The 25,699-nt window shown below is 72.0% G+C and carries 26 protein-coding genes; 8 read left to right on the forward strand and 18 right to left on the reverse strand.

Translation table 11 applies throughout. From position 1 onward, the window contains the following. Window positions 1-41 precede the first annotated feature (41 nt). Complete coding sequence (locus IH50_RS0134280; RefSeq protein WP_030871483.1) at window positions 42-386, forward strand: hypothetical protein; 345 nt, start codon at window positions 42-44, stop codon at window positions 384-386. 85 nt (window positions 387-471) lie between these two features. Here the strand turns inward: IH50_RS0134280 and IH50_RS0134285 are convergent, their stop codons facing one another. The 5 genes from IH50_RS0134285 to afsQ1 all read right to left on the reverse strand — a co-directional run bounded on the left by IH50_RS0134285 (window position 472) and on the right by afsQ1 (window position 4,289). After that, entirely contained in the window at window positions 472-672 is a 201-nt protein-coding gene (locus IH50_RS0134285) for a PspC domain-containing protein (protein ID WP_030871485.1), read from the reverse strand. 59 nt (window positions 673-731) lie between these two features. Beyond that, a complete protein-coding gene (locus tag IH50_RS0134290; RefSeq protein WP_030871488.1) occupies window positions 732-1,313 on the reverse strand; it encodes a VanZ family protein in 582 nt (193 codons plus the stop codon). A gap of 83 nt (window positions 1,314-1,396) precedes the next feature. Beyond that, window positions 1,397-2,017, reverse strand: a complete 621-nt coding sequence (locus IH50_RS0134295; RefSeq protein ID WP_030871492.1) for a hypothetical protein — start codon at window positions 2,015-2,017, stop codon at window positions 1,397-1,399. Then, complete coding sequence (locus tag IH50_RS0134300) at window positions 2,017-3,615, reverse strand: sensor histidine kinase (RefSeq protein WP_030871494.1); 1,599 nt, start codon at window positions 3,613-3,615, stop codon at window positions 2,017-2,019. The genes IH50_RS0134295 and IH50_RS0134300 overlap by 1 nt, the downstream gene beginning before the upstream one ends. Continuing rightward, window positions 3,612-4,289 carry a two-component system response regulator AfsQ1 gene (afsQ1, locus tag IH50_RS0134305; protein ID WP_158075115.1) on the reverse strand — a complete coding sequence of 226 codons (678 nt, stop codon included), beginning with the start codon at window positions 4,287-4,289 and terminating at the stop codon, window positions 3,612-3,614. Before afsQ1 ends, IH50_RS0134300 begins: the two co-directional genes overlap by 4 nt. A 243-nt stretch (window positions 4,290-4,532) precedes the next feature. Here afsQ1 and IH50_RS0134310 point away from each other — a divergent pair, with 243 nt between their 5' ends. Beyond that, a complete protein-coding gene (locus IH50_RS0134310; RefSeq protein WP_030871506.1) occupies window positions 4,533-5,270 on the forward strand; it encodes a SigE family RNA polymerase sigma factor in 738 nt (245 codons plus the stop codon). Window positions 5,271-5,555: 285 nt separating this feature from the next. Here the strand turns inward: IH50_RS0134310 and IH50_RS0134315 are convergent, their stop codons facing one another. The 5 genes from IH50_RS0134315 to deoC all read right to left on the reverse strand — a co-directional run bounded on the left by IH50_RS0134315 (window position 5,556) and on the right by deoC (window position 10,786). Then, a complete protein-coding gene (locus IH50_RS0134315; protein ID WP_234328304.1) occupies window positions 5,556-6,197 on the reverse strand; it encodes a uridine kinase family protein in 642 nt (213 codons plus the stop codon). A gap of 287 nt (window positions 6,198-6,484) precedes the next feature. Continuing rightward, window positions 6,485-7,207 carry a hypothetical protein gene (locus IH50_RS0134320; RefSeq protein ID WP_158801382.1) on the reverse strand — a complete coding sequence of 241 codons (723 nt, stop codon included), beginning with the start codon at window positions 7,205-7,207 and terminating at the stop codon, window positions 6,485-6,487. A gap of 303 nt (window positions 7,208-7,510) precedes the next feature. After that, on the reverse strand, window positions 7,511-8,398 hold the full coding sequence (locus tag IH50_RS0134325; RefSeq protein WP_030871516.1) for an aldehyde dehydrogenase family protein: 888 nt from the start codon (window positions 8,396-8,398) through the stop codon (window positions 7,511-7,513). Beyond that, a complete protein-coding gene (locus IH50_RS0134330) occupies window positions 8,391-9,827 on the reverse strand; it encodes an aldehyde dehydrogenase family protein (protein ID WP_030871520.1) in 1,437 nt (478 codons plus the stop codon). Before IH50_RS0134330 ends, IH50_RS0134325 begins: the two co-directional genes overlap by 8 nt. 5 nt (window positions 9,828-9,832) lie before the next feature. Next, entirely contained in the window at window positions 9,833-10,786 is a 954-nt protein-coding gene (deoC, locus tag IH50_RS0134335; protein ID WP_030871522.1) for a deoxyribose-phosphate aldolase, read from the reverse strand. Between the two features lie 112 nt (window positions 10,787-10,898). Between deoC and IH50_RS0134340 the strand changes: the two genes are divergently transcribed. Then, complete coding sequence (locus IH50_RS0134340) at window positions 10,899-11,570, forward strand: PH domain-containing protein (protein ID WP_030871523.1); 672 nt, start codon at window positions 10,899-10,901, stop codon at window positions 11,568-11,570. Between the two features lie 64 nt (window positions 11,571-11,634). Here IH50_RS0134340 and IH50_RS0134345 read toward each other — a convergent pair whose 3' ends face one another. The 3 genes from IH50_RS0134345 to IH50_RS0134355 form a co-directional block, all read right to left on the reverse strand. Further along, a complete protein-coding gene (locus IH50_RS0134345; RefSeq protein WP_030871526.1) occupies window positions 11,635-13,269 on the reverse strand; it encodes a phospho-sugar mutase in 1,635 nt (544 codons plus the stop codon). A gap of 129 nt (window positions 13,270-13,398) precedes the next feature. Further along, window positions 13,399-14,223, reverse strand: a complete 825-nt coding sequence (locus IH50_RS0134350; protein ID WP_030871527.1) for a purine-nucleoside phosphorylase — start codon at window positions 14,221-14,223, stop codon at window positions 13,399-13,401. A gap of 89 nt (window positions 14,224-14,312) precedes the next feature. Beyond that, window positions 14,313-14,753: a gamma-glutamylcyclotransferase gene (locus tag IH50_RS0134355; protein ID WP_030871529.1), complete on the reverse strand. Its 441-nt coding sequence runs from the start codon at window positions 14,751-14,753 to the stop codon at window positions 14,313-14,315. An 86-nt stretch (window positions 14,754-14,839) separates the two neighbouring features. Between IH50_RS0134355 and IH50_RS0134360 the strand changes: the two genes are divergently transcribed. After that, window positions 14,840-16,300: an NAD(P)H-quinone dehydrogenase gene (locus tag IH50_RS0134360; protein WP_324617161.1), complete on the forward strand. Its 1,461-nt coding sequence runs from the start codon at window positions 14,840-14,842 to the stop codon at window positions 16,298-16,300. A gap of 110 nt (window positions 16,301-16,410) precedes the next feature. After that, entirely contained in the window at window positions 16,411-17,352 is a 942-nt protein-coding gene (locus tag IH50_RS0134365) for a DeoR/GlpR family DNA-binding transcription regulator (RefSeq protein ID WP_078914198.1), read from the forward strand. Window positions 17,353-17,667: 315 nt separating this feature from the next. Here the strand turns inward: IH50_RS0134365 and IH50_RS0134370 are convergent, their stop codons facing one another. Continuing rightward, window positions 17,668-19,440 carry an acetyl/propionyl/methylcrotonyl-CoA carboxylase subunit alpha gene (locus IH50_RS0134370; protein ID WP_030871538.1) on the reverse strand — a complete coding sequence of 591 codons (1,773 nt, stop codon included), beginning with the start codon at window positions 19,438-19,440 and terminating at the stop codon, window positions 17,668-17,670. A gap of 379 nt (window positions 19,441-19,819) precedes the next feature. Between IH50_RS0134370 and IH50_RS0134375 the strand changes: the two genes are divergently transcribed. Continuing rightward, window positions 19,820-20,323, forward strand: coding sequence for a hypothetical protein (locus IH50_RS0134375; RefSeq protein WP_030871541.1), 504 nt, complete (start codon window positions 19,820-19,822; stop codon window positions 20,321-20,323). On the opposite strand, the gene IH50_RS0134380 is transcribed toward IH50_RS0134375, so the two are convergent. The 4 genes from IH50_RS0134380 to IH50_RS0134395 all read right to left on the reverse strand — a co-directional run bounded on the left by IH50_RS0134380 (window position 20,292) and on the right by IH50_RS0134395 (window position 23,007). Further along, a complete protein-coding gene (locus IH50_RS0134380) occupies window positions 20,292-20,912 on the reverse strand; it encodes a Maf family protein (protein ID WP_030871545.1) in 621 nt (206 codons plus the stop codon). The genes IH50_RS0134375 and IH50_RS0134380 overlap by 32 nt on opposite strands. A gap of 31 nt (window positions 20,913-20,943) precedes the next feature. Continuing rightward, window positions 20,944-21,072 carry a morphogenic membrane protein MmpB gene (gene mmpB / locus IH50_RS43230; protein ID WP_267883287.1) on the reverse strand — a complete coding sequence of 43 codons (129 nt, stop codon included), beginning with the start codon at window positions 21,070-21,072 and terminating at the stop codon, window positions 20,944-20,946. A gap of 129 nt (window positions 21,073-21,201) precedes the next feature. Next, window positions 21,202-21,408: an acyl-CoA carboxylase epsilon subunit gene (locus tag IH50_RS0134390; protein WP_030871548.1), complete on the reverse strand. Its 207-nt coding sequence runs from the start codon at window positions 21,406-21,408 to the stop codon at window positions 21,202-21,204. Between the two features lie 9 nt (window positions 21,409-21,417). Then, the gene (locus IH50_RS0134395; RefSeq protein ID WP_030871552.1) at window positions 21,418-23,007 is read right to left on the reverse strand and encodes an acyl-CoA carboxylase subunit beta; all 1,590 of its coding nucleotides are present in this window, start codon (window positions 23,005-23,007) and stop codon (window positions 21,418-21,420) included. Between the two features lie 216 nt (window positions 23,008-23,223). Between IH50_RS0134395 and IH50_RS0134400 the strand changes: the two genes are divergently transcribed. Both IH50_RS0134400 and IH50_RS0134405 read left to right on the forward strand, forming a co-directional pair. Then, window positions 23,224-24,120, forward strand: coding sequence for a biotin--[acetyl-CoA-carboxylase] ligase (locus IH50_RS0134400; protein ID WP_030871556.1), 897 nt, complete (start codon window positions 23,224-23,226; stop codon window positions 24,118-24,120). 293 nt (window positions 24,121-24,413) lie between these two features. Next, complete coding sequence (locus IH50_RS0134405; protein ID WP_030871558.1) at window positions 24,414-25,520, forward strand: adenylate/guanylate cyclase domain-containing protein; 1,107 nt, start codon at window positions 24,414-24,416, stop codon at window positions 25,518-25,520. The last annotated feature ends 179 nt before the right edge of the window (window positions 25,521-25,699 follow it).

Here is a 25,699-nt window from a genome sequence, read left to right on the forward strand (position 1 = left end):
CACCGCTCACCCCCCGTATCCCATTTCGAGGACGCGTTTACATGAAGCAGTCTGCTGCCAAGACCCTCGGTGTCGCCGTGCTGGGTGCCGCCTTCGCCGCCGCCGGTGCCGGCGCCGCCCACGCGGCCCCGGCCGTCCCGGACGCCGCCCCGGCGCTGGACACCGTCAACCGGGCCGTCCCGGCGGAGAAGCTGTCCACCGCGCTGCCGGGCTCGGACCGGGCGCTGGCGACGGGCCAGGAGCTGGCCGGCACCGGCGTGGCGACCGCGCAGCCGGTCGCCCGGCAGGTGGGCCAGGAGGCACCGACCGGTCTCCTCGGCGGCATGCCGCTGCAGGACCTGCCCACCCAGGGCGTCAACCTCAACGGGATGCCGCTCGGCGCCTGACCGCCAGGCGGAAACGTACCGAGGGGGCGCGACCCGAACCGGGTCGCGCCCCCTCGGCGTACGCGCGGCGGACCGCGTCGCGGAGCTACCAGGCCGCCCGGGCCTTGTCCTCCGACGGCAACAGGATCCACAGCGCTATGTACAGCAGGAACTGCGGGCCCGGAAGCAGGCACGACAGCAGGAAGATCACCCGCATCGTGGTCGCGGAGGTACCGAAGCGCCGGGCCAGCGCGGCGCAGACTCCGCCGATCATGCGGTTGTCGGTGGGGCGGGCGAGGCGGCTCATCGTGACTCCTTCGTGAGTGGTGCGAGGCCTCCCGACCGGCTGCCTCGACGCACTCCACGTTACGGAGACGAAGGGGGCAAAGCGTCACTCCACGGGGCGATCCCGACCCTGGGAATCGTCGGGGTCCTCCCCTGATCCTGCTCCTCCGGGAGGAGGGGCGTGACGGAGCGTCGCACCGCCCGGCGGCGCAGCCGGGCACGGACCGCCGGCACCACCGCCGCGTGCGCGAGTGCCGCGCCCGCCGTGTTCAGCAGCAGCGAGTCGACGTCCACGACCTGGCCCGGCACCGCCGTCTGCAGCATCTCGATGGCCAGCGACACCAGCGCGGTCGCCGCCGTGGTGCGGACCAGCGAACCCAGCCGCGAGACGGCCGGCCGGCCCCCGGCCATCGGCAGCAGCACACCCAGCGGCGCGAGCAGCGCCAGCCCCTCGCAGATCCGGCGGACCCCCGTCGTCCAGCTCAGCGCGAAGTCGCCCCGGATGCCGTCCAGCGGCCGCAGATTGGCGGGCATCACCCAGGGGACGTCCAGGGGGCGCAGCGTGTACCAGGCGACGAACGCGAGATACGCGCCCAGGAGGAGGCCTCCTGTCACACGGATACGGGTCACGGCGGAGCCGCCGGTGAAACCTTGACGCTGCACGCCCCCCAAGACGCGGCCTTCGGCACGGTCGGTTCCGGGATGTCACCCGTTCACCGGATGAGGCGTGTGCCACAGCCGCGCGCTCACCCGCCGGCGGCCTCCGAGGACTGCGGTTCCTCCTCGTCCGGACGGGACCGGACCTCGTCCGTGCACGCGTAGCGGCGCGGCCGGGCGCTGTCGGGGCCGCCCAGGATCACCGAGCCGTCGCCCTCGGCCGCCGCCGAGTCGGAGAAGGTGCACACGATCTGCGCGAGCCCGGCGGAGGTGAGGTCCGCGGGCGCGGTGCTCAGCCGCAGCGTGTCCTCGGGGTCGCCGGGCCGCGGACCGCCCACGGTCGTCCCCCGCCGTACCCGCGTGCTGTACCCGGCCCGCTGCTCGGCGGCCGACGGCTCCCGCGCCAGCTCGTCCAGCAGCCCCTGCGCCACCAGCACGCGCCGCGAGTCCGCCGCCCCGTCCGGCACCCGCACCGTCCGGTCGACGGCCACCAGCGACGACCCGCACAGCAGGAACACCTGCGCCGGCAGCCCCCGCTCCGCCTGCGCCGACGCCTCCGGCCCGGCCGGCGAGCAGCGCACCCGCGACGGCGCGGGACCGAAGTCGGTCGGCACCTCCGTGGCCTGTATCCCGCATCCGGCGAGCAGCACCGTGAGCGCCCCCGCCGCGAGCAGCCCCCGCGTACGCCGCGGAGCAGTCCGTACGTTCATCAGGCGTCCCCCTCGGCGCCCTCGTCCCCGATGTCGCCGTCCTTCTCCGAAGCGCTCCGCGCGGACACGTCCCGCGGCAGCCGCAGGGTGAACACGGCGCCCCCCTCGGGGGAGTTGGCCGCGGTGATCTCGCCACCGTGGATATGGGCGTTCTCCAGCGCGATGGACAGGCCCAGGCCGCTGCCCTCGGAACGCGGCCGTGAGGCGCTCGCCTTGTAGAAGCGGTCGAAGACGTGCGGCAGGACCTCCTCCGGGATGCCGGGACCGTGGTCCCGCACCTCGATGACCACCATCCCCCCGTCCCCGGCGCCCTCCGCGCCGTCCTCCCGTACCGAGACCCGTACCGGCGACCCGCCGTGCTTGAGCGCGTTCCCGATCAGGTTCGCCAGGATCACGTCCAGCCGGCGCGGGTCGATCCGGGCGTGGATGCCGCGCTCGGCGTCCAGGTCGACCGCGTCCAGCCAGGCACGCGCGTCGATGCAGGCGGTGATCTGGTCGGCGATGTCCACGTCGTCGAGGACCAGCCGGGCGGTGCCCGCGTCGAAGCGGGTCACCTCCATCAGGTTCTCCACCAGGTCGTTCAGCCGCCGGGTCTCGCTCACCACCAGCCGTACCGCGGGCTCGATCATCGGATCGATGCCGCCGGCCTCGGAGTCCAGCTCCTCCTCCAGGACCTCCGTCACCGCCGTGATCGCGGTCAGCGGCGTCCGCAGCTCGTGGCTCATGTCCGCCACGAACCGCCGGGACGCCTCGTCGCGCCCCGCCATGTCCGCCACCCGCTTCTCCAGCGCCTCGGCCGCCTTGTTGAACGTCCGGGAGAGGTCCGCCAGTTCATCGGTGCCCGACACCCTGAGCCGGGTGTCCAGCTTCCCCTCGCCGAGCCGCCGCGCGGCCACACCGAGCCGCTGCACCGGCTTCAGCACCGTCGTGGCCGCCGCGTGCGCGAGCAGCGCGGCGCCTATCAGCGCCAGCCCCGTGGCGATCCCCAGCGACCAGGCCAGCGAGTTGAGGTCCTTGGCCTCCGGCTCCAGTGACTTCAGCATGTAGCCGGTCGGCCCGCCGCCGATCACCCGCGTCCCCGCCACCAGGTACGGGGTGTCGCCGTCGACGATCCGCTGCCAGTACAGGTGGTGCGGGTACGTGTTGTTCGACGTGATCTTCTGCGGTTCGGTCACCGCCTTGCGCAGTGAGACCGGCACGTCCCGCAGCGAGAAGCCGTTCAGCCCGCCCGAACTGCCGTACACGGTCCGGCCGTCGGGGTTCTCGGCGACCAGCAGCACGGTGAAGCGCTGACTGCTGGTCGCCATCTGCCCGGCGGTGCGCTGCAGTTCGTCCTGTGTCGGCCGCTCGGGCAGCGCGCCCGCCCGGTTGCGCATCTCCTGCTCGAAGTCGCGCAGCACCGCGTCCTGGGTGCGGGTCAGCACCGACTCACGGTTCAGCCAGTACGCGATGCCGGACGCGGACACCGCCGCGGTGAGCGCGACCAGCCCGAACACCACGACCAGCCGCAGCCGCAGGCTGGTGAACCGCAGCCGTGACCAGACTCCCTTGCGCGCCGCGGACCAGCCGCGGGTCTCCCCGTCGTGCTCCTGTGTCACTGAGGCGGGTCCAGTCGGTAGCCGACACCGCGCACGGTACGGATCAGGGTCGGGGACGACGGCACGTCCTCGACCTTGGCGCGCAGCCGCTGGACACACGCGTCCACCAGGCGCGAGTCACCCAGGTAGTCGTGCTCCCACACCAGCCGCAGCAACTGCTGCCGGGACAGCGCCTGCCCCGGCCGCCGGCTCAGCTCGAGGAGCAGCCGCAGCTCGGTCGGCGTGAGCTGGAGGTCCTCGCCGTTCTTCGTCACCGTCATCGCCGAACGGTCGATGACCAGGCTGCCGAAGGTCGCCGAGTCGGTGGACTCCCGCTCCCCGCGCCGCAGCACCGCCCGGATCCGGGCGTCCAGCACCCGGCCCTGGACCGGTTTGACGACGTAGTCGTCGGCGCCGGACTCCAGCCCGACCACCACGTCGATGTCGTCGTTGCGCGCGGTCAGCAGGATGATCGGCAACTGGTCCGTGCGCCGGATGCGCCGGCACACCTCGAACCCGTCGATGCCGGGCAGCATCACATCCAGCACGATCAGATCCGGCCGCTGCTCACGCAGCAGCTTCAGACCGTCCTCACCACTGGCAGCGGTCGCCACCCGGTGACCCTGGCGCGTCAGTGAGAGCTCCAGGGCCGTGCGGATGGCGTCGTCGTCCTCGATCAGCAACAGGGAAGGCACGGGCTCATTCTGGCCCATGGAGGGCCCCCTGTTCGACCCATGGACGGCAGATGACCATTGGGCCCGCATACGTGCCGCTACGTGCACGGACACCTGTGAAGGATCTGTGGGCCCACCGTGACCGACCTCTGTGACACGCCTGTGACAGTCGGCTGACACGGCGATGAAGGTCCCCGGGCAAGCTTTTCGGCACAAGCACAACAGCACGGCAGAACACCGGAAGTCCACGACGGGGGGCGCGAGATGAACACGCTGCACGGCACCAGCACCAGCGCAGTGATCACGCGTCTGCACGACGTGCACCGGGGTTGTGAGAAGTCCGGTGCGGCGGGCATGCGGGGGTGCGCCCGCGGCACCGGGCGTCAGCACACCACGATCATGACGGTGGTTGACGCACCTACGGGGGACACGAACGGGGGGAACGCGTACGGGGAGGGCTCGGGGGAGCACCGCTCGCTGTCGGAGGCGGAGTTCACCGCCTACGTCCAGGAGCGTCGCGCCTCCCTGTACGCCACCGCCTACCACCTGACCGGTGACCGCTTCGAGGCCGAGGACCTGCTGCAGAGCGCGTTGTTCTCGACCTACCGGGCGTGGGACCGGATCAGCGACAAGGCGGCGGTCGGCGGATACCTCCGCCGCACCATGACCAACCTGCACATCAGCGCGTGGCGCCGCCGCAAGCTGAACGAGTACCCGACCGAGGAACTGCCGGAGACGGCCGGTGACACGGACGCGATGCGCGGCACCGAGCTGCGCGCCGTGCTGTGGCAGGCGCTGGCCCGGCTGCCCGAGCTCCAGCGCACCATGCTGGTCCTGCGCTACTACGAGGGCCGCACGGACCCGGAGATCGCGGACATCCTCGGCATCAGTGTCGGCACGGTGAAGTCCAGCATCTGGCGGTCGCTCCGCCGGCTGCGCGAGGACGAGGTCCTCAGCTTCGGCCGTGACGAGGAGGACGCCTTCGGGGAGCTCGTCGCCTGAGGGTACGGGGGAGTCGCGGGGATGCCGGGGGGCGTCGCCGTGACGAACGGGGGAGCGCGGGGATGTCGGGGGACGTCGCCGTGGCGAGTGGGGGAGCGCGGGGGCGTCGGGGGACGCCGCCGTGACAAGCGGGGGACTGGGGGGGAAGCACGAGGGGGTCACGGGGGACCTCTGCGGATCCGGGGGGGGGATCACGGGGGAGTGCGAAACAGCGGGACTGGAGGGCCGGGGGGCCCGCCCAGTCCCGCCTTTCGTGTGCGCCCGGTGGTCGCGGTGGTCGCGGTGCTAGGCCGGCGTGCTCGTCCCCGTCGCCGTACGCCCGGCGACCGCCGCCCTCGCGAGGCGGCCCAGCGCCTCGTCCCGGTCGCAGGCGTACGCGCCCAGCGCCGTCTGGCGGGCCACGATCGACCGCTCCAGCCGCATCAGCCGCCAGCCGCGGCGCAGCAGGAACGGCACCGACTTGCGGCCCTCCTTCAGATCCCGCAGGAACCGCCGCCGGAACGTCCGCACCGGGCCGCGGTTCAGACACAGCGCGTCGGCCAGCAGGCCGAGTTCACGGCAGCGCTCGACGATCTCCGCGGCGAAGATGCCCTCGGCGATGAACAGCGGGGTCCCGCCGATGTCGACGGCCGTCTCGCCCGTACGGGCGCTCAGCGAGATGTCGTAGACGGGAACCGGCGTACGACGCGTGCGGCACAGCCGCTCGATCGCGGCGACGGCGGTGTCCGCGTCCCAGGAGCCGGGGTGGTCCCAGTCGATGTCCGTGCTGCCCGCCACGAGGGGGAGGGTCGGGTCGTCGCCCTCCTTGTAGAAGTCGTCGAGGCGCAGCACGGGCAGACCGGAACGGGCCGCGATGAGGGACTTGCCGGAGCCGGAGGGGCCGCAGAGCAGCACGACTCGCGCGGATATGGGCGACTGGGAACTCACGGGACACCAGTCTGAGGCATCAACCGGGCGACGTACGCCCCACGGTACGGCTTTGAAGCGCGCGTCACACGTCGACTACTGTGCGCTTTCGCATGGTTACTATTCGAAGTTGGCGGGTGGCAGAGCGATGGCCCGACACAAGACACCCAGGAAACCGGCCGCCCGACGCGCCCTGACCGTCCTCGCGACCGCCTCGGTGGCGCTCGGGGCCGGCGGGGCGCGGGCGCCACCCCGCACCGGCTGTGGCTCCATCCCTGAGACACGGCCGGTCGTCTTCAGCGCACCCCTCACATGAGGGGACGATGGGAAGCCTCGTACTCATCCGCGATGCCGAAGACGCTGGCACAGCGGGGGCATTCCGCCTGGCCGAAGAGATGGGCGATTCCGTCGGCGAGCACAGTCTGCCCGTCGCGGACGACGGTCTCGTACATCCGGCGACCGGTGCCGGAGAGCCCTTCCAGAGATGCCGGCCTCAGGTCACGTCGGTCCACGTCGCCCAGGTTCCAGTCCCGGATCGCCGAATAGCGTCCGTAACCGCCGATGGCGATCGTCACCTCGGCAGCGCAGTGAGGGCAGGCGACCTGGTAGAAGTCGTCCGAGAAGTCTCCCAGGACCGCACTCCAGTGGTAGTGCCCTTCGGTGGCGAGCATGTCACGGAAGGCCGCAAGGTAGTCGTCCGGTCGGGATCGCAGGTGCCGGTCGAGCAGCCCGCGGAGTTCCGCTATCGCTTCGGCGCACTCCGCCAGCAGATCGTCGCAGCCATGGCGTCCTGCCCCGCACCGGACGATCGCCCCGGCCAGCCCGCGCGCCCTCGCACTCCCCGACGCCAGACGCACCAGACGCGGCAGTGCGGCGAAACTGGCGGGGAACACCAAGTCGCGTTCGAGGACCAGCCGGTGACCCAGCTCGTCCCATGCCGCGGCGTCGTCCTCGCGCTCGGCCCGCGCCAGGAGCTCGGGGACGCGATCGACGTCTCCGTGGCAGTCGTACATCTGTGCCCAGTTCACCACCTGGGCATTCAACCGCCCTGAGCCGCCGGGGTGACCGCCGGGCTCGAGGACGCCCCTCACGGGTGAGGCGCGTATCGAGTCGTGATCAGTGTGCGGGATGTGGCTCCGAGGAACCCCCGGCCGGCGGACCGGTCGTTGTCGGTGCGTGCCGTCACCGTTCGGTGAGGGGACCGTTTCTCCAGGCGAAACGCCGCGTGAGCGGTATCGCGCCTGGAGAAACGGTCCCCTCGTGGTGCCGGGGCGGCGGCCTGGCCGTTGTCCGGGGAGTTCCCGGCGGTGTCGGGGGCCGCCGGGGTCACTCGGTCAGTAGGCGGAGCCGGACGCGCCCAGGGAGCCCGTCGGGTGCCAGACCGTCTTGGTCTCCAGGAACGCCGTCAGGCGGTCCGTGCCGGGCGTCGCCGACCAGTCGTCCACAGGCTGTGGACGCAGGACGCGCTTGAGGTTGTCCGCAGCCGCGATCTCCAGCTCCTTCGCCAGCACCTCGTCGGCGCCCGCGAGGTCGATCGCGTTGACGTCCTGGTGCGCGGCGAGCGAGGCGGCGATCTCGGCCGTACGGCCGGAGAGGATGTTGACGACTCCGCCGGGGAGGTCGGAGGTGGCCAGGACCTCGCCGAGGGAGAGGGCGGGGAGCGGGGACTTCTCCGAGGCGATCACGACCGCCGTGTTGCCCGTCGCGATCACCGGGGCGACCACCGAGACCAGGCCCAGGAAGGACGACTCCTGGGGGGCCAGTACGGCGACCACGCCCGTCGGTTCGGGGGAGGAGAGGTTGAAGAACGGGCCCGCGACCGGGTTGCCGCCGCCGACCACCTGGGCGATCTTGTCGGTCCAGCCCGCGTACCAGACCCAGCGGTCGATCGCCGCGTCGACCTGCGCCGCCGCCTTCGACTTCGACAGGCCCTCGGCGTCGGCGACCTCCGCGACGTACTGGTCGCGGCGGCCCTCCAGCATCTCCGCGATCCGGTACAGGATCTGGCCGCGGTTGTACGCCGTCGCGCCGGACCAGCCGCCGAACGCCTTGCGCGCGGCGACCACCGCGTCACGGGCGTCCTTGCGGGAGGAGAGCGGGGCGTTCGCCAGCCACTTGCCCTTTGCGTCGGTCACCTCGTACACCCGGCCGCTCTCGGAACGCGGGAACTTCCCGCCGACGTACAGCTTGTAGGTCTTGAAAACAGACAGGCGATCAGACATCGAGGTACGCCTCCAGGCCGTGGCGGCCGCCCTCGCGGCCGAAGCCCGACTCCTTGTAACCGCCGAACGGCGAGGTCGGGTCGAACTTGTTGAACGTGTTGGACCAGACGACGCCCGCGCGGAGCTTGTTCGCGACCGCCAGGATGCGCGAACCCTTCTCCGTCCAGATGCCCGCCGACAGGCCGTACGGGGTGTTGTTGGCCTTGGCGACGGCCTCGTCGGGCGTGCGGAAGGTCAGCACCGACAGCACCGGGCCGAAGATCTCGTCGCGGGCGACCGTGTGCGCCTGGGTGACGTTCGTGAAGAGCGTCGGGGCGAACCAGTAGCCGGACGACGGCAGTTCGCAGGCCGGGGACCAGCGCTCGGCGCCCTCCGCCTCGCCCTGGTCGGCCAGCGCGGTGATCCGGGCGAGCTGCTCGGCGGAGTTGATCGCGCCGATGTCGGTGTTCTTGTCCAGGGGGTCGCCCAGACGCAGGGTGGAGAGCCTGCGCTTGAGGGAGTCCAGCAGCTCGTCGTGGATCGACTCCTGGACCAGCAGGCGGGAGCCCGCGCAGCAGACCTGGCCCTGGTTGAAGAAGATGCCGTTGACGATGCCCTCGACGGCCTGGTCGAGGGGCGCGTCGTCGAAGACGATGTTGGCGCCCTTGCCGCCCAGTTCGAGGGTGAGCTTCTTGCGGGTGCCCGCGACCGTGCGCGCGATCTCCTTGCCGACGGCCGTGGAGCCCGTGAAGGCGACCTTGTTGACGTCCGGGTGGGCGATCAGCGCGGCGCCGGTGCGGCCGTCGCCGGTGACGATGTTGACGACGCCCCTGGGGAGCCCGGCCTGACGGCAGATGTCCGCGAAGAAGAGCGCGGAGAGGGGGGTCGTCTCGGCCGGCTTCAGGACCACCGTGTTGCCGGTCGCGAGCGCCGGGGCGATCTTCCACGCCAGCATCAGCAGCGGGAAGTTCCAGGGGATGACCTGGCCCGCGACGCCCAGCGGCCGCGGGTTCGCGCCGTAGCCGGCGTGGTCGAGCTTGTCGGCCCAGCCCGCGTAGTAGAAGAAGTGCGCGGCGACCAGGGGGAGGTCCGCGTCGCGGGTCTCCCTGATCGGCTTGCCGTTGTCGAGGGTCTCGAGGACGGCGAGCTCGCGGCTGCGCTCCTGGACGATGCGGGCGATGCGGAACAGGTACTTCGCGCGCTCGGAGCCGGGGAGCGCCGACCACTTCTCGAAGGCCTTGCGGGCGGCCTTCACCGCGCGGTCGACGTCCGCCTCACCGGCCTCGGCGACCTCGGAGAGGACCTCCTCGGTGGAGGGGGAGACGGTCTTGAAGACCTTGCCGTCGGCGGCCTCGGTGAACTCGCCGTCGATGAACAGGCCGTACGACGGGGCGATGTCGACGACCGAGCGGGACTCGGGCGCCGGTGCGTACTCGAAAACGGGTGCCATGGTGATCAGTCCACCGTCACGTAGTCGGGGCCGGAGTAGCGGCCGGTGGCCAGCTTCTGACGCTGCATCAGCAGGTCGTTCAGCAGCGAGGAGGCGCCGAAGCGGAACCAGTGGTTGTCCAGCCAGTCCTCGCCCGCGGTCTCGTTGACCAGGACCAGGAACTTGACGGCGTCCTTCGACGTGCGGATGCCGCCGGCCGGCTTCACACCGACCTGGACGCCGGTCTGAGCGCGGAAGTCGCGGACCGCCTCCAGCATGAGGAGGGTGTTCGCGGGGGTCGCGTTGACGGCGACCTTGCCGGTCGAGGTCTTGATGAAGTCCGCCCCGGCCAGCATGCCGAGCCAGCTCGCCCGGCGGATGTTGTCGTACGTCGACAGCTCGCCCGTCTCGAAGATGACCTTCAGGCGGGCGTTCGTCCCGCAGGCCTCCTTCACGGCGGTGATCTCGTCGTACACCTTCCCGTAGTTCCCCGCGAGGAACGCCCCGCGGTCGATGACCATGTCGATCTCGTCCGCACCGGCGGCGACGGCCTCGCGGACGTCCGCCAGCTTCACGGCGATCGGGGCGCGGCCGGCCGGGAAGGCGGTGGCGACGGAGGCGACCTTGACGCCGGAGCCGGCGACGGCCTCCTTCGCCGTGGCCACCATGTCGGGGTAGACGCAGACCGCGGCCGTGGCGGGCGTGGTGCGGTCGGTCGGGTCGGGGCGGACCGCCTTCGCGCCGAGCGCCCGGACCTTGCCCGGGGTGTCCGCGCCTTCCAGCGTCGTCAGGTCGACCATCGAGATGGCGAGGTCGATGGCGTACGCCTTCGCGGTCGTCTTGATCGAACGGGTACCGAGGGAGGCGGCGCGCGCCTCCAGGCCGACCGCGTCGACGCCGGGCAGCCCGTGGAGGAAGCGGCGCAGCGTGCCGTCGGACGCGGTGACGTCGCTGAGAGCATGGGGTGCAGTGGTGGGCATGGTCACCAGACGAGCATATCTACGCGCGTAGCGGCTGTACAGCCCCGTGGGGGATCGCGTACGGCTTCCACCGCGTACGACGTCACCGGAGGCGTCGTGCAGAATCGGGAGCATGACGTCCCCCGAGCACCAGTCGCCCGACCCGGAGCCCACGAAGCCGGCCGGGTCCGAGGCACCTCAGTACAAGGACCGCGTCCACCGCTCGCTCGCGGGCATCGTCGGCGGTGTGCTGCTGCTCGCCGTCGTCGGATGGCTCGGTGTCGACGCGGTGTTCGCCGGCGAGGGCCGCACCCCCTGGCTGGCCCTCGCCGCGATGCTCCTCCTCGTACCGCTGATCGTCGCCTACACCCTGCGTCCCGCCGTGTACGTGAACGACGACCGGCTGCGCGTCCGCAACCCGTTCCGCTTGATCGTGCTGCCCTGGGGCCAGGTCGCCGCGCTGCGGTCCAGTTTCACCAACGAGGTCCTCACCGCGTCCGGCGCGAAGTACCAGCTCTGGGCCCTGCCGGTGTCGCTGCGGGCCCGCAGCAAGGCGAACCGGCAGGAGGCGCGGGCCGCCGCGCAGGTGGTGCGCACGGGCGGCGACCGGCGCGGTGCGGGTGCCTCGGAGGGGCCCCGGCGGCACGAGAGCGACCGGGCGATGGACGAGATGCGTGAGCTGCACGAGCGGCGGCAGGACGCCGAGGCCGCGCAGGGCGAGGTGACCGTGCGGTGGGCCTACGAGATCGCGGCGCCCGCCGTCGCGGGGGCGGTGCTGCTGGCGGTGCTGCTGGCCATGGGGTGAGGGGATGACGTGGGGCGGGCGGGCCCGCCCCACGCGGGGGTCCCTCAGATCACGCCGGGCTCCCTCAGATGCCCGCCGCCTCGGACAGGTCCTGCTTGATCCTCGCGAGGAGCGCCGTCGCCTTCGCGCGGGCCTCGGGCAGGCCGGCCCTCGTGGCGACCGGGACCACCACCTCCAGGTAGCACTTCAGCTTCGGCTCCGTGCCGCTGGGGCGGACGACGACCCTCGCGCCGTCCAGGGTGTAGCGGAGGCCGTCGGTGGGCGGGAGGGTCTTCGTGCCCCGGGTCAGGTCCTCGGCCCCGGTGATGCGCAGGCCGGCCAGCTCCGTGGGCGGCTGCTCGCGCAGGCGGCGCATCGCGGAGGCGATCAGGCCGAGGTCCTGTACGCGGACCGAGAGCTGGTCGGTGGCGTGCAGACCGTGCTCGACGGCGAGGTCGTCGAGCAGGTCGAGGAGGGTGCGGCCCTCGGCCTTCAGACCGGAGGCCAGTTCGGTGAGGAGGAGGGCCGCCGTGATGCCGTCCTTGTCGCGTACGCCGTCCGGGTCCACGCAGTAGCCGAGGGCCTCCTCGTAGCCGTAGCGCAGGCCCTCCACCCTGGCGATCCACTTGAAGCCGGTCAGCGTCTCCTCGTACGGGAGGCCCGCCTTCCCGGCGATACGGCCGAGGAGGCTCGACGAGACGATCGACTCCGCGAACGTGCCGGTCGCCCCGCGGCGCACCAGGTGGGCGGCGAGCAGGGCGCCGACCTCGTCGCCGCGCAGCATGCGCCAGTCGGCGCCGTCCTTGACGGCCGCGGCGCAGCGGTCGGCGTCCGGGTCGTTGGCGATGACCAGGTCGGGATCGGTCTCCCGGGCCTTCGCGAAGGCCAGGTCCATCGCGCCGGGCTCCTCCGGGTTGGGGAACGCGACGGTCGGGAACTCCGGGTCGGGGTCGGCCTGCTCGGCGACGAGGACGGGCTCCGGGAAGCCGGCCCGCGCGAAGGCGGCGAGGAGGACGTCCTTGCCGACGCCGTGCATCGCCGTGTAGACGGTGCGGGCGGTGCGGGGGGACCCCTCGGCCAGGACCGCGTCCGTGCGGGCGAGGTAGGCGTCCAGGACGGTGTCGTCGAGGATCTCCCAGCCCTCGGTGGGACGGGGGACCGTGGTGAGCGAGGCCACGGCCTCGATCTCGGCGGCGATCTCCGCGTCGGCCGGGGGGACGATCTGGGAGCCGTCGCCGAGGTACACCTTGTAGCCGTTGTCGCGGGGCGGGTTGTGGCTGGCGGTGACCTCCACTCCGGCGACGGCGCCGAGGTGCCGGATGGCGAAGGCGAGGACGGGGGTGGGGAGGGGGCGGTTCAGGACGGCCGCGCGCAGTCCGGCACCGGTCATGACGGCGGCGGTGTCCTCGGCGAAGTCACGGGACTTGTGGCGGGCGTCGTAGCCGATGACGACCAGGCCGTCGGTGTGGCCGTGCTTCCTCAGGTACGCGGCGAGGCCGGCGGCCGCGCGGATGACGACGGAGCGGTTCATGCGCATCGGGCCCGCGCCGAGCTCGCCCCGGAGGCCGGCGGTGCCGAACTGGAGGGTGCCGCTGAAACGGGCGGCGATCTCGGCGTGGTCGCCGGCGTCGATGAGGCGGGCGAGTTCCTCGCGGGTGTCCGGGTCGGGGTCCTCGGCGAGCCACGCCTGGGCCTGTGCGATGAGGGCGTCGTCGTGCACGGTCGGTCGGCCTCTCTGAGTTCGTCGACTGTCAGGGTTGCATGCCTGTGGCGCCGGCCCCGCGCGAAACGGTGACGGCGCCACGCGAAACGGGTACGGCGCCACGGGAAACGGTGGCGGTGCCGCGCCCTACAGGCGTCCGAGCACCTGGGCCAGCAGGGACCCCATCCGCGTCGCGGAGTCCCGGCCCGCCTGGAGGACCTCCTCGTGGTTCAGCGGCTCGCCCGTCATCCCCGCGGCCAGGTTGGTGACCAGGGAGATGCCCAGGACCTCCGCCCCCGCCTCCCGCGCGGCGATGGCCTCGAGGACCGTCGACATGCCGACCAGGTCCGCGCCGATCACCCGGGCCATCCGGATCTCCGCCGGAGTCTCGTAGTGCGGGCCGGGGAACTGGGCGTAGACGCCCTCCTCCAGCGTGGGGTCGATCTCCTTGCACAGCGCCCGCAGCCGCGGCGAGTACAGATCCGTGAGGTCGACGAAGTTCGCGCCGACGATCGGCGAGGTCGCCGTGAGGTTGATGTGGTCGCTGATCAGGACCGGCTGACCGGGACGCATGCCCGCGCGCAGACCCCCGCAGCCGTTCGTCAGGACGATCGTCTTCGCCCCGGCGGCCACGGCCGTACGGACGCCGTGGGCCACCGAGGCGACCCCGCGTCCCTCGTAGTAGTGCGTACGGCCCAGGAACACCAGGGCCCGCTTCGCACCGATGGCGTACGAGCGGATCTTGCCGCCGTGACCCTCCACCGCCGGCGGCGGGAAGCCGGGCAGCTCGGTGACCTGGAGCTCGGCCTCGGGCGTGCCGAGGGCGTCCACGGCCGGGGCCCAGCCGGAGCCCATCACGAGGGCGACGTCGTGGGTCTCGGCGCCGGTGAGTTCGCGCAGGCGCGCGGCGGCGGCGTCGGCTGCGGCGTACGGGTCGCCCTGGATGTCGTCCGGAAGAAGAGAAGCGTTCACGCGACGAGGGTAGCCGGTAATCGCCTACGCGCGTAGATGTCGGAGTGAACGGGTTGCCGATCGTTGTCCTGTCGTTTCCCCCGAGAAGGTCAGCAGGGACGCTTGCGGAGTTCCATCACATAGTCGTGGGGCGCGCCCGCGGACTCCGCCGCGTCGGCGATCTCGCCCAGGTAGCGGGCCGCGGGGAGGCCGCCCTCGTAACCGTTGAGGACGTACGTCCAGGCCGGCTCCTCGCCGTCCAGGGTGTGCACGCGCACCCGGGTGCGGCGGTAGAGGTCCAGGTCGCCCGCGCCCTCCCAGCGGTCCAGGGGCTCCTCGTCCATCGGGGCGATGTCGTAGAGGGCGACGAAGACCGCCGAGATCGGGTCCTCCACCAGCGTGGCCAGCGCGCCCTCCCCGCCCAGGTGCTCACCCCCGAACGTCAGCCGCCACCCGTTCAGCCAGCCGGTGGCACGCAGCGGCGAGTGCGGGGCGCGGCGGGACATCAGCCGCGCGTCGAGATGGGCGGCGTACGCGGCGTAGAGCGACATGGGGGAAGGGTACGGCAGCGGGAACGGGCGCCACCTTCGGTAACGGGGGAGCCACGGCCGAGGCCCCCGGGCGGTCGCACGGTGAAGTGTGCGGGACAATGGAGTACGTGACTCGGATCGTGATCATCGGTGGCGGACCCGGCGGATACGAAGCGGCGCTGGTCGCCGCACAGCTCGGCGCGGAGGTGACCGTCGTCGACTGCGACGGCCTGGGCGGGGCGTCGGTGCTCACCGACTGCGTGCCGTCCAAGACCCTGATCGCCACGGCCGAGGTGATGACCACCTTCGACTCCTCGTACGAGGAACTGGGCATCATCGTCGCCGACGACACCCCGCCCATGGAGCAGGCCGCCCGGGTGGTGGGCGTGGACCTCGGCAAGGTCAACCGGCGGGTGAAGCGGCTCGCGCTGGCCCAGTCCCACGACATCACCGCCTCGGTGACCCGGGCCGGCGCGCGCGTGCTGCGCGGCCGGGGCCGGCTGGAGGGCATGCAGGCGCTCGACGGATCGCGGAAGGTCGTCGTCCGCGCCGCGGACGGGACCGAGGAGACGCTCACCGCCGACGCCGTGCTGATCGCGACCGGCGGCCACCCGCGCGAGCTGCCGGACGCCCGCCCCGACGGCGAGCGCATCCTGAACTGGACCCAGGTGTACGACCTGGACGAGCTCCCCGAGGAGCTCATCGTGGTCGGATCCGGTGTCACGGGCGCCGAGTTCGCCGGCGCCTACCAGGCGCTCGGGTCGAAGGTGACGCTCGTCTCCTCGCGCGACCGGGTGCTGCCGGGCGAGGACCCGGACGCCGCCGCCGTGCTGGAGGACGTCTTCCGCCGTCGCGGGATGAACGTCATGGCGCGCTCGCGGGCCCAGTCCGCGAAGCGGGTCGGGGACCGGGTGGAGGTGACGCTCGCCGACGGCCGCGTCATCACCGGCTCGCACTGCCTGATGGCCGTGGGCGCCATCCCCAACTCCGAGGGCATGGGCCTGGAGGAGGCCGGGGTCCGGCTGCGCGAGTCCGGCCACATCTGGACCGACAAGGTCTCCCGCACCACGGCTCCCGGCGTCTACGCCGCCGGCGACGTCACCGGCGTCTTCGCGCTCGCCTCGGTGGCGGCGATGCAGGGCCGTATCGCCATGTACCACTTCCTGGGCGACGCGGTGGCCCCGCTGAACCTCAAGACGGTCTCGTCGAACGTCTTCACCGACCCCGAGATCGCCACCGTCGGCTACTCCCAGGCCGACGTCGACGCCGGCAAGATCGACGCCCGCGTGGTGAAGCTGCCGCTGCTGCGCAACCCGCGCGCGAAGATGCAGGGCATCCGCGACGGCTTCGTCAAGATCTTCTGCCGCCCGGGCACCGGCATCGTGGTGGGCGGCGTGGTCGTCGCGCCGCGCGCCTCGGAACTCATCCACCCCATCTCGATCGCGGTCGACAACAATCTGACGGTGGAACAGATCGCGAACGCCTTCACGGTCTACCCCTCGCTGTCGGGCTCGATCGCCGAGGTGGCACGGCAGTTGCACACCCGGAAGGCCGGCGCGGAGGCCTGATGGTCCGAAACGACAGCCCTATACCACTTGGTGCAGGGCTGTGCGAACAACTTCTGCTATTCAGCGCAAACTGCTGAAAGCAGACGGTCGTCGGCGTTACTGTCAGTTTCGTGTTCGCTGCAGAACGTCGCCAATTGATCCTCGAAATGGTGCGAGCGAACGGGGCCGTGTCGCTCCGTGAGCTCGCCCGCGTCGTCCAGACCTCCGAAGTGACCGTACGGCGGGACGTGCGCGCGCTGGAGGCAGAAGGACTCCTCGACCGCCGGCACGGCGGTGCGGTACTGCCGGGCGGTTTCACGCGAGAATCCGGTTTTCCGCAGAAGTCACATCTCGCGACCGCCGAGAAGACCGCGATCGCCGACCTCGCCGCGAACCTCGTGGAAGAGGGCGAGGCCATCGTGGTCGGCGCGGGTACCACCACGCAGGAGCTGGCCCGCCGGCTGGCCCGGGTGCCCGGCCTCACGGTCGTCACCAACTCGCTGCTGGTCGCCCAGGCGTTGGCCCACGCCAACCGGGTGGAGGTGGTGATGACCGGCGGTACGCTCCGCGGCTCGAACTACGCCCTGGTGGGCAGTGGTGCCGAGCAGTCCCTGCAGGGGCTGCGGGTGTCCCGGGCGTTCCTCTCCGGGAGCGGCCTCACCGCCGAGCGCGGGCTGTCCACGTCCAACATGCTGTCGGCGTCGGTCGACCGGGCACTGGTCCAGGCCGCGGCGGAGGTGGTGGTCCTCGCGGACCACACCAAGCTCGGTACGGACACGATGTTCCAGACGGTGCCCACGGATCTGATCACGCGGCTGGTGACCGATGAGCCGGCCGGGCACGACGACCGGGCGGCGACCGAGTTGCAGGCGCTGGCCGATCAGGGCGTCCAGATCGCTGTCGCGGGGGCGGGGGGCGAGGGGGGCTCGCCGGGGCGTCAGCGCCGGGACGTCCCTCTTCCCGGGCCGCGGCGGCAGGGGCCCGGCGGGCTGCGTACGGCTGTGGCGCTGGGGGCGGCGGAGTCGGCCCAAGGGGCTGAGCGGGCGCGGGTGGCGGACTTGCGCAGGCGCTGACGGCTCCGTTCGGGGGTGGGTTTGCGTCACCCTCGCGCTTACTGGGTGACCCCGTTGGTGTGAGCCGGCGGTGAGTTGCGCGGGCCGGCGCTTGCGGGGGGCCTCCCCCACTCTCGACTCCGCTCGATCGGGAGGTACCCCACCACCCACCTGCGCCGCCCTGGGGGCACCTCCCAGGCTCTTCAGGCACTGAGGGAGGCACGACTGCCCGCGGTGAGCGCGGCGTAGCCGCCTGCGGCCCCGGCCCACCCACCGGCCGTGGGCGCTACGCGCACCCCTACCAGGGTGAACGTAGCGCCGCAGGCGTCAGACGTGTCAGTCCTTGATCTCGCAGATCGCCGCACCGGAGGTGATCGAGGCACCGACCTCCGCGCTCAGGCCCTTGATCGTGCCGGACCGGTGGGCGTTGATGGGCTGCTCCATCTTCATGGCCTCCAGGACGACGACCAGGTCGCCCTCCTGGACCTCCTGCCCCTCCTCCACGGCGAGCTTGACGATCGTGCCCTGCATCGGAGAGGCGAGGGTGTCGCCCGAGACCACCGGGCCCGACTTCTTCGCCGCACGCCGCTTCGGCTTCGCGCCCGCCGCCAGCCCCGTACGGGCCAGGGACATGCCCAGCGAGGCCGGGAGCGAGACTTCCAGACGCTTGCCGCCGACCTCGACGACGACCGTCTCGCGGTCGGCCTCCTCCTCCGCCCCCGCGTCGACCGCGGCGGTGAACGGCTTGATCTCGTTGACGAACTCCGTCTCGATCCACCGCGTGTGCACCGTGAACGGTTCGGCCGAACCGGTGAGCTCGGGCGCGAACGCCGGGTCCTTCACCACCGCGCGGTGGAACGGGATGGCCGTGGCCATGCCCTCGACCTGGAACTCCGCCAGCGCACGGGAGGCCCGCTCCAGCGCCTCCTTGCGGGTGCGCCCGGTGACGATCAGCTTGGCCAGCAGCGAGTCCCACGCCGGCCCGATGACCGACCCCGACTCCACGCCCGCGTCCAGCCGCACACCCGGCCCCGACGGCGCGTCGAAACGGGTGACGGTACCGGGCGCCGGCAGGAAGTTGCGCCCCGGGTCCTCACCGTTGATGCGGAACTCGAACGAGTGACCCCGCAGCACCGGATCGCCGTACCCCAGCTCCTCACCGTCCGCGATGCGGAACATCTCCCGCACCAGGTCGATGCCGGCGACCTCCTCGGTCACCGGGTGCTCCACCTGCAGACGCGTGTTCACCTCCAGGAAGGAGATCGTGCCGTCCAGGCCGACGAGGAACTCCACCGTGCCCGCGCCGACGTAGCCGGCCTCCTTCAGGATCGCCTTGGAGGCGGAGTACAGCTGCTCCACCTGGGCGTCCGACAGGAACGGCGCCGGCGCCTCCTCGACCAGCTTCTGGTGCCGCCGCTGCAGCGAGCAGTCACGGGTGGAGACCACGACCACGTTGCCGTACTTGTCGGCCAGGCACTGCGTCTCCACGTGCCGCGGCTTGTCCAGGTAGCGCTCGACGAAGCACTCCCCGCGACCGAAGGCGGCGACCGCCTCGCGCACCGCGGAGTCGTACAGCTCCGGCACCTCCTCCAGCGTCCGCGCCACCTTCAGACCGCGCCCGCCACCGCCGAAGGCGGCCTTGATGGCGATCGGCAGCCCGTGCTCCTCGGCGAAGGCGACGACCTCCTCGGCCCCGCTCACGGGATCGGGCGTACCCGCCACCAGCGGGGCGCCCGCGCGCTGCGCGATGTGCCGGGCCGCGACCTTGTCCCCCAGGTCGCGGATGGCCTGCGGCGGCGGACCGATCCAGATCAGGTCCGCGTCGAGCACCGCCTGCGCGAACTCGGCGTTCTCGGAGAGGAAGCCGTAGCCCGGATGGATGGCGTCCGCGCCCGACTCACGCGCGGCCTTCAGCACCTTGTCGATGTCGAGGTAACTGGTGGCCGGAGTGTCACCGCCCAGGGCGAACGCCTCATCCGCGGCGCGGACATGCAGAGCGTCCCGGTCCGGGTCGGCATAGACGGCAACGCTCGCGATTCCGGCATCCCGGCAGGCCCGGGCCACGCGGACAGCGATTTCGCCACGGTTGGCGATGAGCACCTTGCGCACGATTGAGGCTCCCTCCTTGAAACAAGCCGAGTTTAGGGACTGCCGACACGGCACTTCGACCCGTCCCCACTGGTGAGCTTGCCCACACGGAGCGTGATACGAGGCTCGCTCGACCCGCGAAAGCCCTTGTCGTACCTCGGTACGCAGGACTCCTCCCGGAAACCCTAGCCGTCCCGTGTGGTCAAGGTCTCTGTGAGAGCGTGCTGCGGCCCACTCCGTTTCTTTGTGGAGTCCCTACGAATGGCCCAATGATTCTTTGCCCTCCGCAGAACCCTTGTACCGCGATTTACCCGTTAGTAGCCTTCGCGTCGACCCGAACATACTCGGGGTAACGGCAAGCGTGCTCGAAAGTGGGTGGGGGCCGGTGGTGCGCAGACCGGTGGCAGGGGTCGTGGCGCTCGTCCTGTTCGTGGAGGCGCTCGGCGTCGTGGCGCTGAACTGGATCCTGGCCTCCGTCGTCGACCGCCAGGACATGTCGCTGGCCGGGCTCGACCCGGACATGATGGCGGCGTCCTCGAAGGCCGGCGGCATCGTCTTCGGGCTCTACTTCGCGCTGTGCGGCCTGGTGGCCCTGCTCGTGGCCGTACGCGACCGGTCGCCCGCCGGGCTCGGCCGGGTGCTGCTGATCAGCGCGGCGGTGGTGCACGCACTGCTGGGCGCGGTCGCCTGGGGCCTGGTCGGCCCGCCCGCGTTCCTCTGCATGGTCGTCGTACTGGCGCTCATCGTGCTGCTGCTGATGACGTACGACGGCCGTCCGGAGCAGCCGGCCGCCGCCGGGTCCGGCGCCGCTCCCGAGGGCGGCGCCGGCGGTGGCGACGGCTCTCCGGTCACGCCTCCGGTCACGCCTCCGGTCACGCCTCCGGCCGCGCCCACAGCTCCGTGATGCCGATGCCGAGGTCGGCGAGGAGACGACGGACCAGGGGCAGGCTGATGCCGATGACATTGCCGTGGTCGCCGTCGATGCCGTCGATGAACGGGGCCGAGCGGCCGTCCAGGGTGAACGCCCCGGCGACGTGGAGCGGTTCACCGGAGGCCACGTAGGCGGCGATCTCCTCGTCCGTGGGATCACCGAAGCGGACCACGGTGGAGGCGGTGGCGGAGGCGTAACGGCCACTGACGGTGTCGTAGACGCAGTGGCCGGTCTGCAGCGTCCCCGCGCGGCCCCGCATGGACTTCCAGCGCGCGGTGGCCTCCTCGGAGTCCGCGGGCTTGCCGAGGGCCTGGCCGTCCAGTTCCAGGACCGAGTCGCAGCCGATCACCAGCGCACCCTTGACCTCGGGCTTCGCGGCGACGACGGACGCCTTGGCCTCGGCCAGGGCGAGCGCCAGCTCTGCGGGGGTGGGGGCGGTGACGGCGTCCTCGTCGACCCCGCTGACGATCACCTCGGGATCCAGCCCGGCCTGGCGGAGCAGCCCGAGCCGGGCGGGGGACTGGGAGGCGAGCACGAGTCGGCGGCGCGGCTGATCTGTCATGCGGTCAGCGTATCGACGTGGCCCGGATGCCTCATCTCACGCCGATCACGAGCATGGCGAGCACCATGGCCAGCGCCACGAGAACACCCAGCCGCCGCAGCATGCTCTGCGTGTTCCGCAGTTCCTCGGGCGGCTCGTTCTCGGGGTCGGACCACAGCATGTCACCAGCGTGGCGCCTGACCGGTCGAGGTGCCTGAGTACGCGTACTCAAGTAGGGGCGCGGCGTTGTCCCTGCGCGCGGTGGAGCCGCGGACGGGCACGGCCCCGCGCCCCCGATGCCGGCGGCGGCTCAGCCCGGCCAGTACGTGCGCGTCCACGACGCCGGGCCCGGGCGCGGGACGCCGCGGGCCGCGATCCGGGACGGGTCCGACCAGGAGTCGCGGGGGGCGGGCGCGCCGGGCGGCACGGCTGACGCCGCCGCGGCGCGCGCCCGGACCACCGCCAGTGCGGCGGCCAGCTCCTCCGGTGTGGGGTTGCCCCGTACGACCTTGATCACGTCGGCTCCTTACAGGGGGATGTTGCCGTGCTTCTTCGGGGGCAGGGATTCCCGCTTCGTACGCAGCTGACGCAGCCCCCGGACGATGTGCCGGCGGGTGTCCGACGGCATGATCACCGCGTCGACGTAGCCGCGCTCGGCCGCGACGTAGGGGTTGAGGAGGGTGTCCTCGTACTCCCGCATCAGCCGCGCGCGGGTCTCCTCCGGGTCGTCCGACCCGGCGATGGCGCGGCGGTGCAGGATGTTGACCGCGCCCTGTGCGCCCATCACGGCGATCTGGGCGGTGGGCCAGGCGAGGTTGAGGTCGGCGCCCAGGTGCTTGGAGCCCATGACGTCGTACGCGCCGCCGAACGCCTTGCGGGTGATGACCGTGATGAGGGGGACGGTGGCCTCGGCGTAGGCGAAGATCAGTTTGGCGCCGCGGCGGATGATGCCGTCGTGCTCCTGGCCGACGCCGGGCAGGAAGCCGGGGACGTCGACGAAGGTGATCACCGGGATGTTGAAGGCGTCGCAGGTGCGTACGAAGCGGGCCGCCTTCTCGGAGGCGGTGATGTCCAGGCAGCCGGCGAACTGCATCGGCTGGTTGGCCACGATCCCGACGGGACGGCCCTCGACGCGGCCGTAGCCGGTGAGGATGTTCGGCGCGAACAGCGGCTGGGTCTCGAAGAACTCGGCGTCGTCGAGGACGTGCTCGACGACGGTGTGCATGTCGTAGGGCTGGTTCGCCGAGTCCGGGACGAGCGTGTCGAGTTCGCGGTCCTCGTCGGTGACCGTCAGGTCCGCCTCCTCCGGGAACGCCGGGGGGTCGGAGAGGTTGTTGGAGGGGAGGTAGGACAGGAGCTGCTTGACGTACTCGATCGCGTCCTTCTCGTCGCCGGCCATGTGGTGGGCCACGCCGGACGCGGTGTTGTGGGTGCGGGCGCCGCCGAGTTCCTCGAAACCGACGTCCTCACCGGTGACCGTCTTGATGACGTCGGGACCGGTGATGAACATGTGGGACGTCTGGTCGACCATGACGGTGAAGTCGGTGATCGCGGGGGAGTAGACCGCGCCGCCCGCGCAGGGGCCGACGACCAGGCTGATCTGCGGGATCACACCGGAGGCGTGGGTGTTGCGGCGGAAGATCTCGCCGTACGCGCCCAGCGAGGCCACGCCCTCCTGGATGCGGGCGCCGCCGGAGTCGTTGATGCCGATCACCGGGCAGCCGGTCTTCAGCGCGAAGTCCATGACCTTGCAGATCTTCTGCCCGTACGTCTCGCCCAGCGCCCCGCCGAAGACGGTGAAATCCTGGGAGAAGACGGCGACCGGACGGCCGTCGACGGTGCCGTAGCCGGTGACGACGCCGTCGCCGTAGGGGCGGTTGGCGTCGAGGCCGAAGTGGGTGGAGCGGTGCCGGGCGAACTCGTCGAGTTCGACGAAGGACCCCTCGTCGAGCAGGAGGTCGATCCGCTCACGGGCCGTCAGCTTGCCCTTGGCGTGCTGCTTCTCGACGGCGCGTGCGGAGCCGGCGTGCGTCGCCTCCTCGATGCGACGCCTCAGATCCGCGAGCTTGCCCGCGGTCGTGTGGATGTCGGGCTGCTGCTCTTCCGGCTCGGACATCGGGATGCGGCTCCCTGCCTGCTCAAAAGGGGGGACGGTTACTCATCCGTAGCGTAGTGGGGGGTCTTCCGATCGGCAGTGCGGTGTTTCCCACACCGCCTTCCCCTTCACAGACCCGGGAAGGAGATCCTCGGAGAGCCGGCCGCGAGCCCCGGCTCCCGGACCGGGATCCCTCCCCTGTGCGGGGCGGAAGGCGCCGAACCTAGTGTGGGGCGTATGACACCCCATGCTGAAGGTACGCCCGGCGGGCACAGTGAGCCGGGTCCGGGACGCTGGTCCGACCTGGACCGCCCGCCGTTGAACGCCGTCGGTCTGCGCCGGGGGCTGGTGCGCGCGGGCGGATTGTGGACGCGGGTGGACGTGGTGCAGCGCACCGGTTCCACCAACTCCGACCTCGTGGCGCGGGCCGCCGAGGGGGCGCTGAAGGAGGGGGCCGTCCTCGTCGCGGAGGAGCAGACCGCCGCGCGCGGGCGTCTCGACCGGCGGTGGACGGCGCCGGCCCGGTCCGGGCTGTTCTTCTCCGTGCTGCTGCGGCCCGCCGAGGTGCCGGTGGCCCGGTGGGGGTGGCTGCCGCTGCTCACGGGGGTGGCGGTGGCGACCGGGCTGTCGCGGGCCGCGGGCGTCGACACGGCGTTGAAGTGGCCCAACGATCTGCTGGTCACGGTGGGGGGAGAGGAACGCAAGGCCGGGGGGATCCTGGCGGAGCGGGCCGGTGACGACGGGGTGGTGATCGGCGTCGGGATCAATGTGAGCCTCCGGGACGACGAGCTGCCGGTGCCGACGGCGGGGTCGCTGGCGTTGGCGGGGGCGGTGAGCACGGACCGGGATCCGTTGCTGCGGGGGGTGCTGCGGTCGCTGGAGGACTGGTACGGGCGGTGGCGTGCGGTGGGGGGTGACCCGGGGGAGAGCGGCCTGCAGGAGACGTACGCGGCGGGGTGCGCGACGCTGGGGCGGATGGTGCGGGCGGAGCTGCCGGGGGACCGGGAGCTGGTGGGGGAGGCGGTCGCGGTGGACGGCGACGGACGGCTGGTGCTGGCCACGGGGGAGGGCGTGCAGGAACCGGTGGGCGCGGGCGACATCGTGCACGTGCGGCCTGCGGGGGGCGCGCGTTGACACCTGCGGTGCGGCTGCTCGCCCCGGTGGGGCGCGGGTCTTAGGCCTGTGGTGCGGCTGCTCGCCCTGGTGGGGATGAGGGGCTCGTGCCTGTGGTGCGGTGTCCGGTCCGGTGGGCGGGATGCCCGCGGCGTGGCGTTCGGTCCGGTGGGGCAGGCCCGCACCCACGCCGGCCACCATGGGAACGCCGGTCACCGCACCCCCCGGCCCAACCTGACGGAGTGAGCTGGCGCACACCTGCCGTAGAGTTGAGCCCGGTCGATACCTGGCCATGGCAGATCGGAAGGGCACGCGTGACCGTCGACGACTCGGGTTCCACGGACGGGCAGGGCGCCGGCGAGGATCCGCTTGCCCTGCGCCTCGAACAGCTCATCCTGGGCGCCGAGCGCCGTTACACACCGTTCCAGGCGGCCCGCAGCGCCGGCGTCACCATGGAGCTGGCCACCCGCTTCTGGCGGGCGATGGGTTTCGCCGACGTGGGCCAGGCCAAGGCCCTCACCGAGGCCGACGTCCTCGCCCTGCGCCGGCTCGCCGGTCTGGTGGAGGCGGGCCTGCTGAGCGAGGCCATGGCGGTCCAGGTGGCGCGGTCCACCGGACAGACCACCGCCCGGCTGGCCGAGTGGCAGATCGACTCCTTCCTGGAAGGGCTGACCGAGCCGCCCGAGCCGGGCATGACCCGTACCGAGGTGACGTATCCGATCGTCGAACTGCTCCTGCCCGAGCTGGAGGAGTTCCTCGTCTACGTCTGGCGGCGGCAGCTCGCCGCGTCGGCCGGGCGGGTCGTGCAGGGCGCCGACGACGAGGAGATGGTCGACCGGCGGCTCGCCGTCGCCTTCGCGGACCTCGTGGGATTCACCCGGCTGACCCGGCGGATGGAGGAGGAGGAGCTCGGCGAGCTCGTCGAGGCCTTCGAGACCACCGCCGCCGACCTGGTCGCCGCGCGGGGCGGCCGGCTCATCAAGACGCTGGGCGACGAGGTGCTCTACGCCGCCGACGACGCCGGTGTCGCCGCGGACATCGCGATGCGGCTGATCGAGACCATGGCGAACGACGAGACCATGCCGGAGCTGCGGGTCGGCATGGCGTTCGGCACGGTGACCACCCGGATGGGTGATGTGTTCGGTACGACCGTGAACCTGGCCTCCCGGCTCACGTCCATAGCCCCGCGCGACGCCGTGCTCGTCGACAGCGCCTTCGCCGAGGAGCTGATCCGTACCGGTGACGCGCCCGCCTCCGAGGCGGCGGCGGCCGAGGCGGTGGCCGCGGCGGAGAAGGAGGGCGAGGAACCGCCGGGCTACCGGTTCGCGCTCCAGCCCATGTGGCAGCGGCCCGTGCGAGGCCTGGGTGTGGTGGAGCCCTGGCTGCTCACGCGCCGGAACGGGGAATCCGTCACCTCTTAACCCGGACCGCCGCCCACACAGATCCCGATGATCGGTATGCACAGGCCGGGGCGGGGGTTCGGGGCGGGGGTGTCCGGCTGTGGTGGCGTCGGGTCGTGGAGGGCCGGTGGGGGCGGTCCCGGGGTGTCGCGCGGGGGCTGCCGGGGTGTGGGTGAGTGCGGCCGGCGGGGTGCCGGGGG

Source organism: Streptomyces sp. NRRL S-37 (genome assembly GCF_000721605.1).
Taxonomy (GTDB): domain Bacteria; phylum Actinomycetota; class Actinomycetes; order Streptomycetales; family Streptomycetaceae; genus Streptomyces.

What these genes read in the sequence shown, in the direction of transcription:
- IH50_RS0134280 (WP_030871483.1), top strand. Translation starts at nt 42, where the DNA reads ATGAAGCAGTCTGCTGCCAAGACCCTCGGTGTCGCCGTGCTGGGTGCC.
- IH50_RS0134285 (WP_030871485.1), bottom strand. Translation starts at nt 672, where the DNA reads ATGAGCCGCCTCGCCCGCCCCACCGACAACCGCATGATCGGCGGAGTC.
- IH50_RS0134295 (WP_030871492.1), bottom strand. Translation starts at nt 2,017, where the DNA reads ATGAACGTACGGACTGCTCCGCGGCGTACGCGGGGGCTGCTCGCGGCG.
- IH50_RS0134310 (WP_030871506.1), top strand. Translation starts at nt 4,533, where the DNA reads ATGAACACGCTGCACGGCACCAGCACCAGCGCAGTGATCACGCGTCTG.
- IH50_RS0134325 (WP_030871516.1), bottom strand. Translation starts at nt 8,398, where the DNA reads ATGTCTGATCGCCTGTCTGTTTTCAAGACCTACAAGCTGTACGTCGGC.
- IH50_RS0134330 (WP_030871520.1), bottom strand. Translation starts at nt 9,827, where the DNA reads ATGGCACCCGTTTTCGAGTACGCACCGGCGCCCGAGTCCCGCTCGGTC.
- deoC (WP_030871522.1), bottom strand. Translation starts at nt 10,786, where the DNA reads ATGCCCACCACTGCACCCCATGCTCTCAGCGACGTCACCGCGTCCGAC.
- IH50_RS0134340 (WP_030871523.1), top strand. Translation starts at nt 10,899, where the DNA reads ATGACGTCCCCCGAGCACCAGTCGCCCGACCCGGAGCCCACGAAGCCG.
- IH50_RS0134355 (WP_030871529.1), bottom strand. Translation starts at nt 14,753, where the DNA reads ATGTCGCTCTACGCCGCGTACGCCGCCCATCTCGACGCGCGGCTGATG.
- IH50_RS0134380 (WP_030871545.1), bottom strand. Translation starts at nt 20,912, where the DNA reads ATGACAGATCAGCCGCGCCGCCGACTCGTGCTCGCCTCCCAGTCCCCC.
- mmpB (WP_267883287.1), bottom strand. Translation starts at nt 21,072, where the DNA reads ATGCTGTGGTCCGACCCCGAGAACGAGCCGCCCGAGGAACTGCGGAAC.
- IH50_RS0134395 (WP_030871552.1), bottom strand. Translation starts at nt 23,007, where the DNA reads ATGTCCGAGCCGGAAGAGCAGCAGCCCGACATCCACACGACCGCGGGC.
- IH50_RS0134400 (WP_030871556.1), top strand. Translation starts at nt 23,224, where the DNA reads ATGACACCCCATGCTGAAGGTACGCCCGGCGGGCACAGTGAGCCGGGT.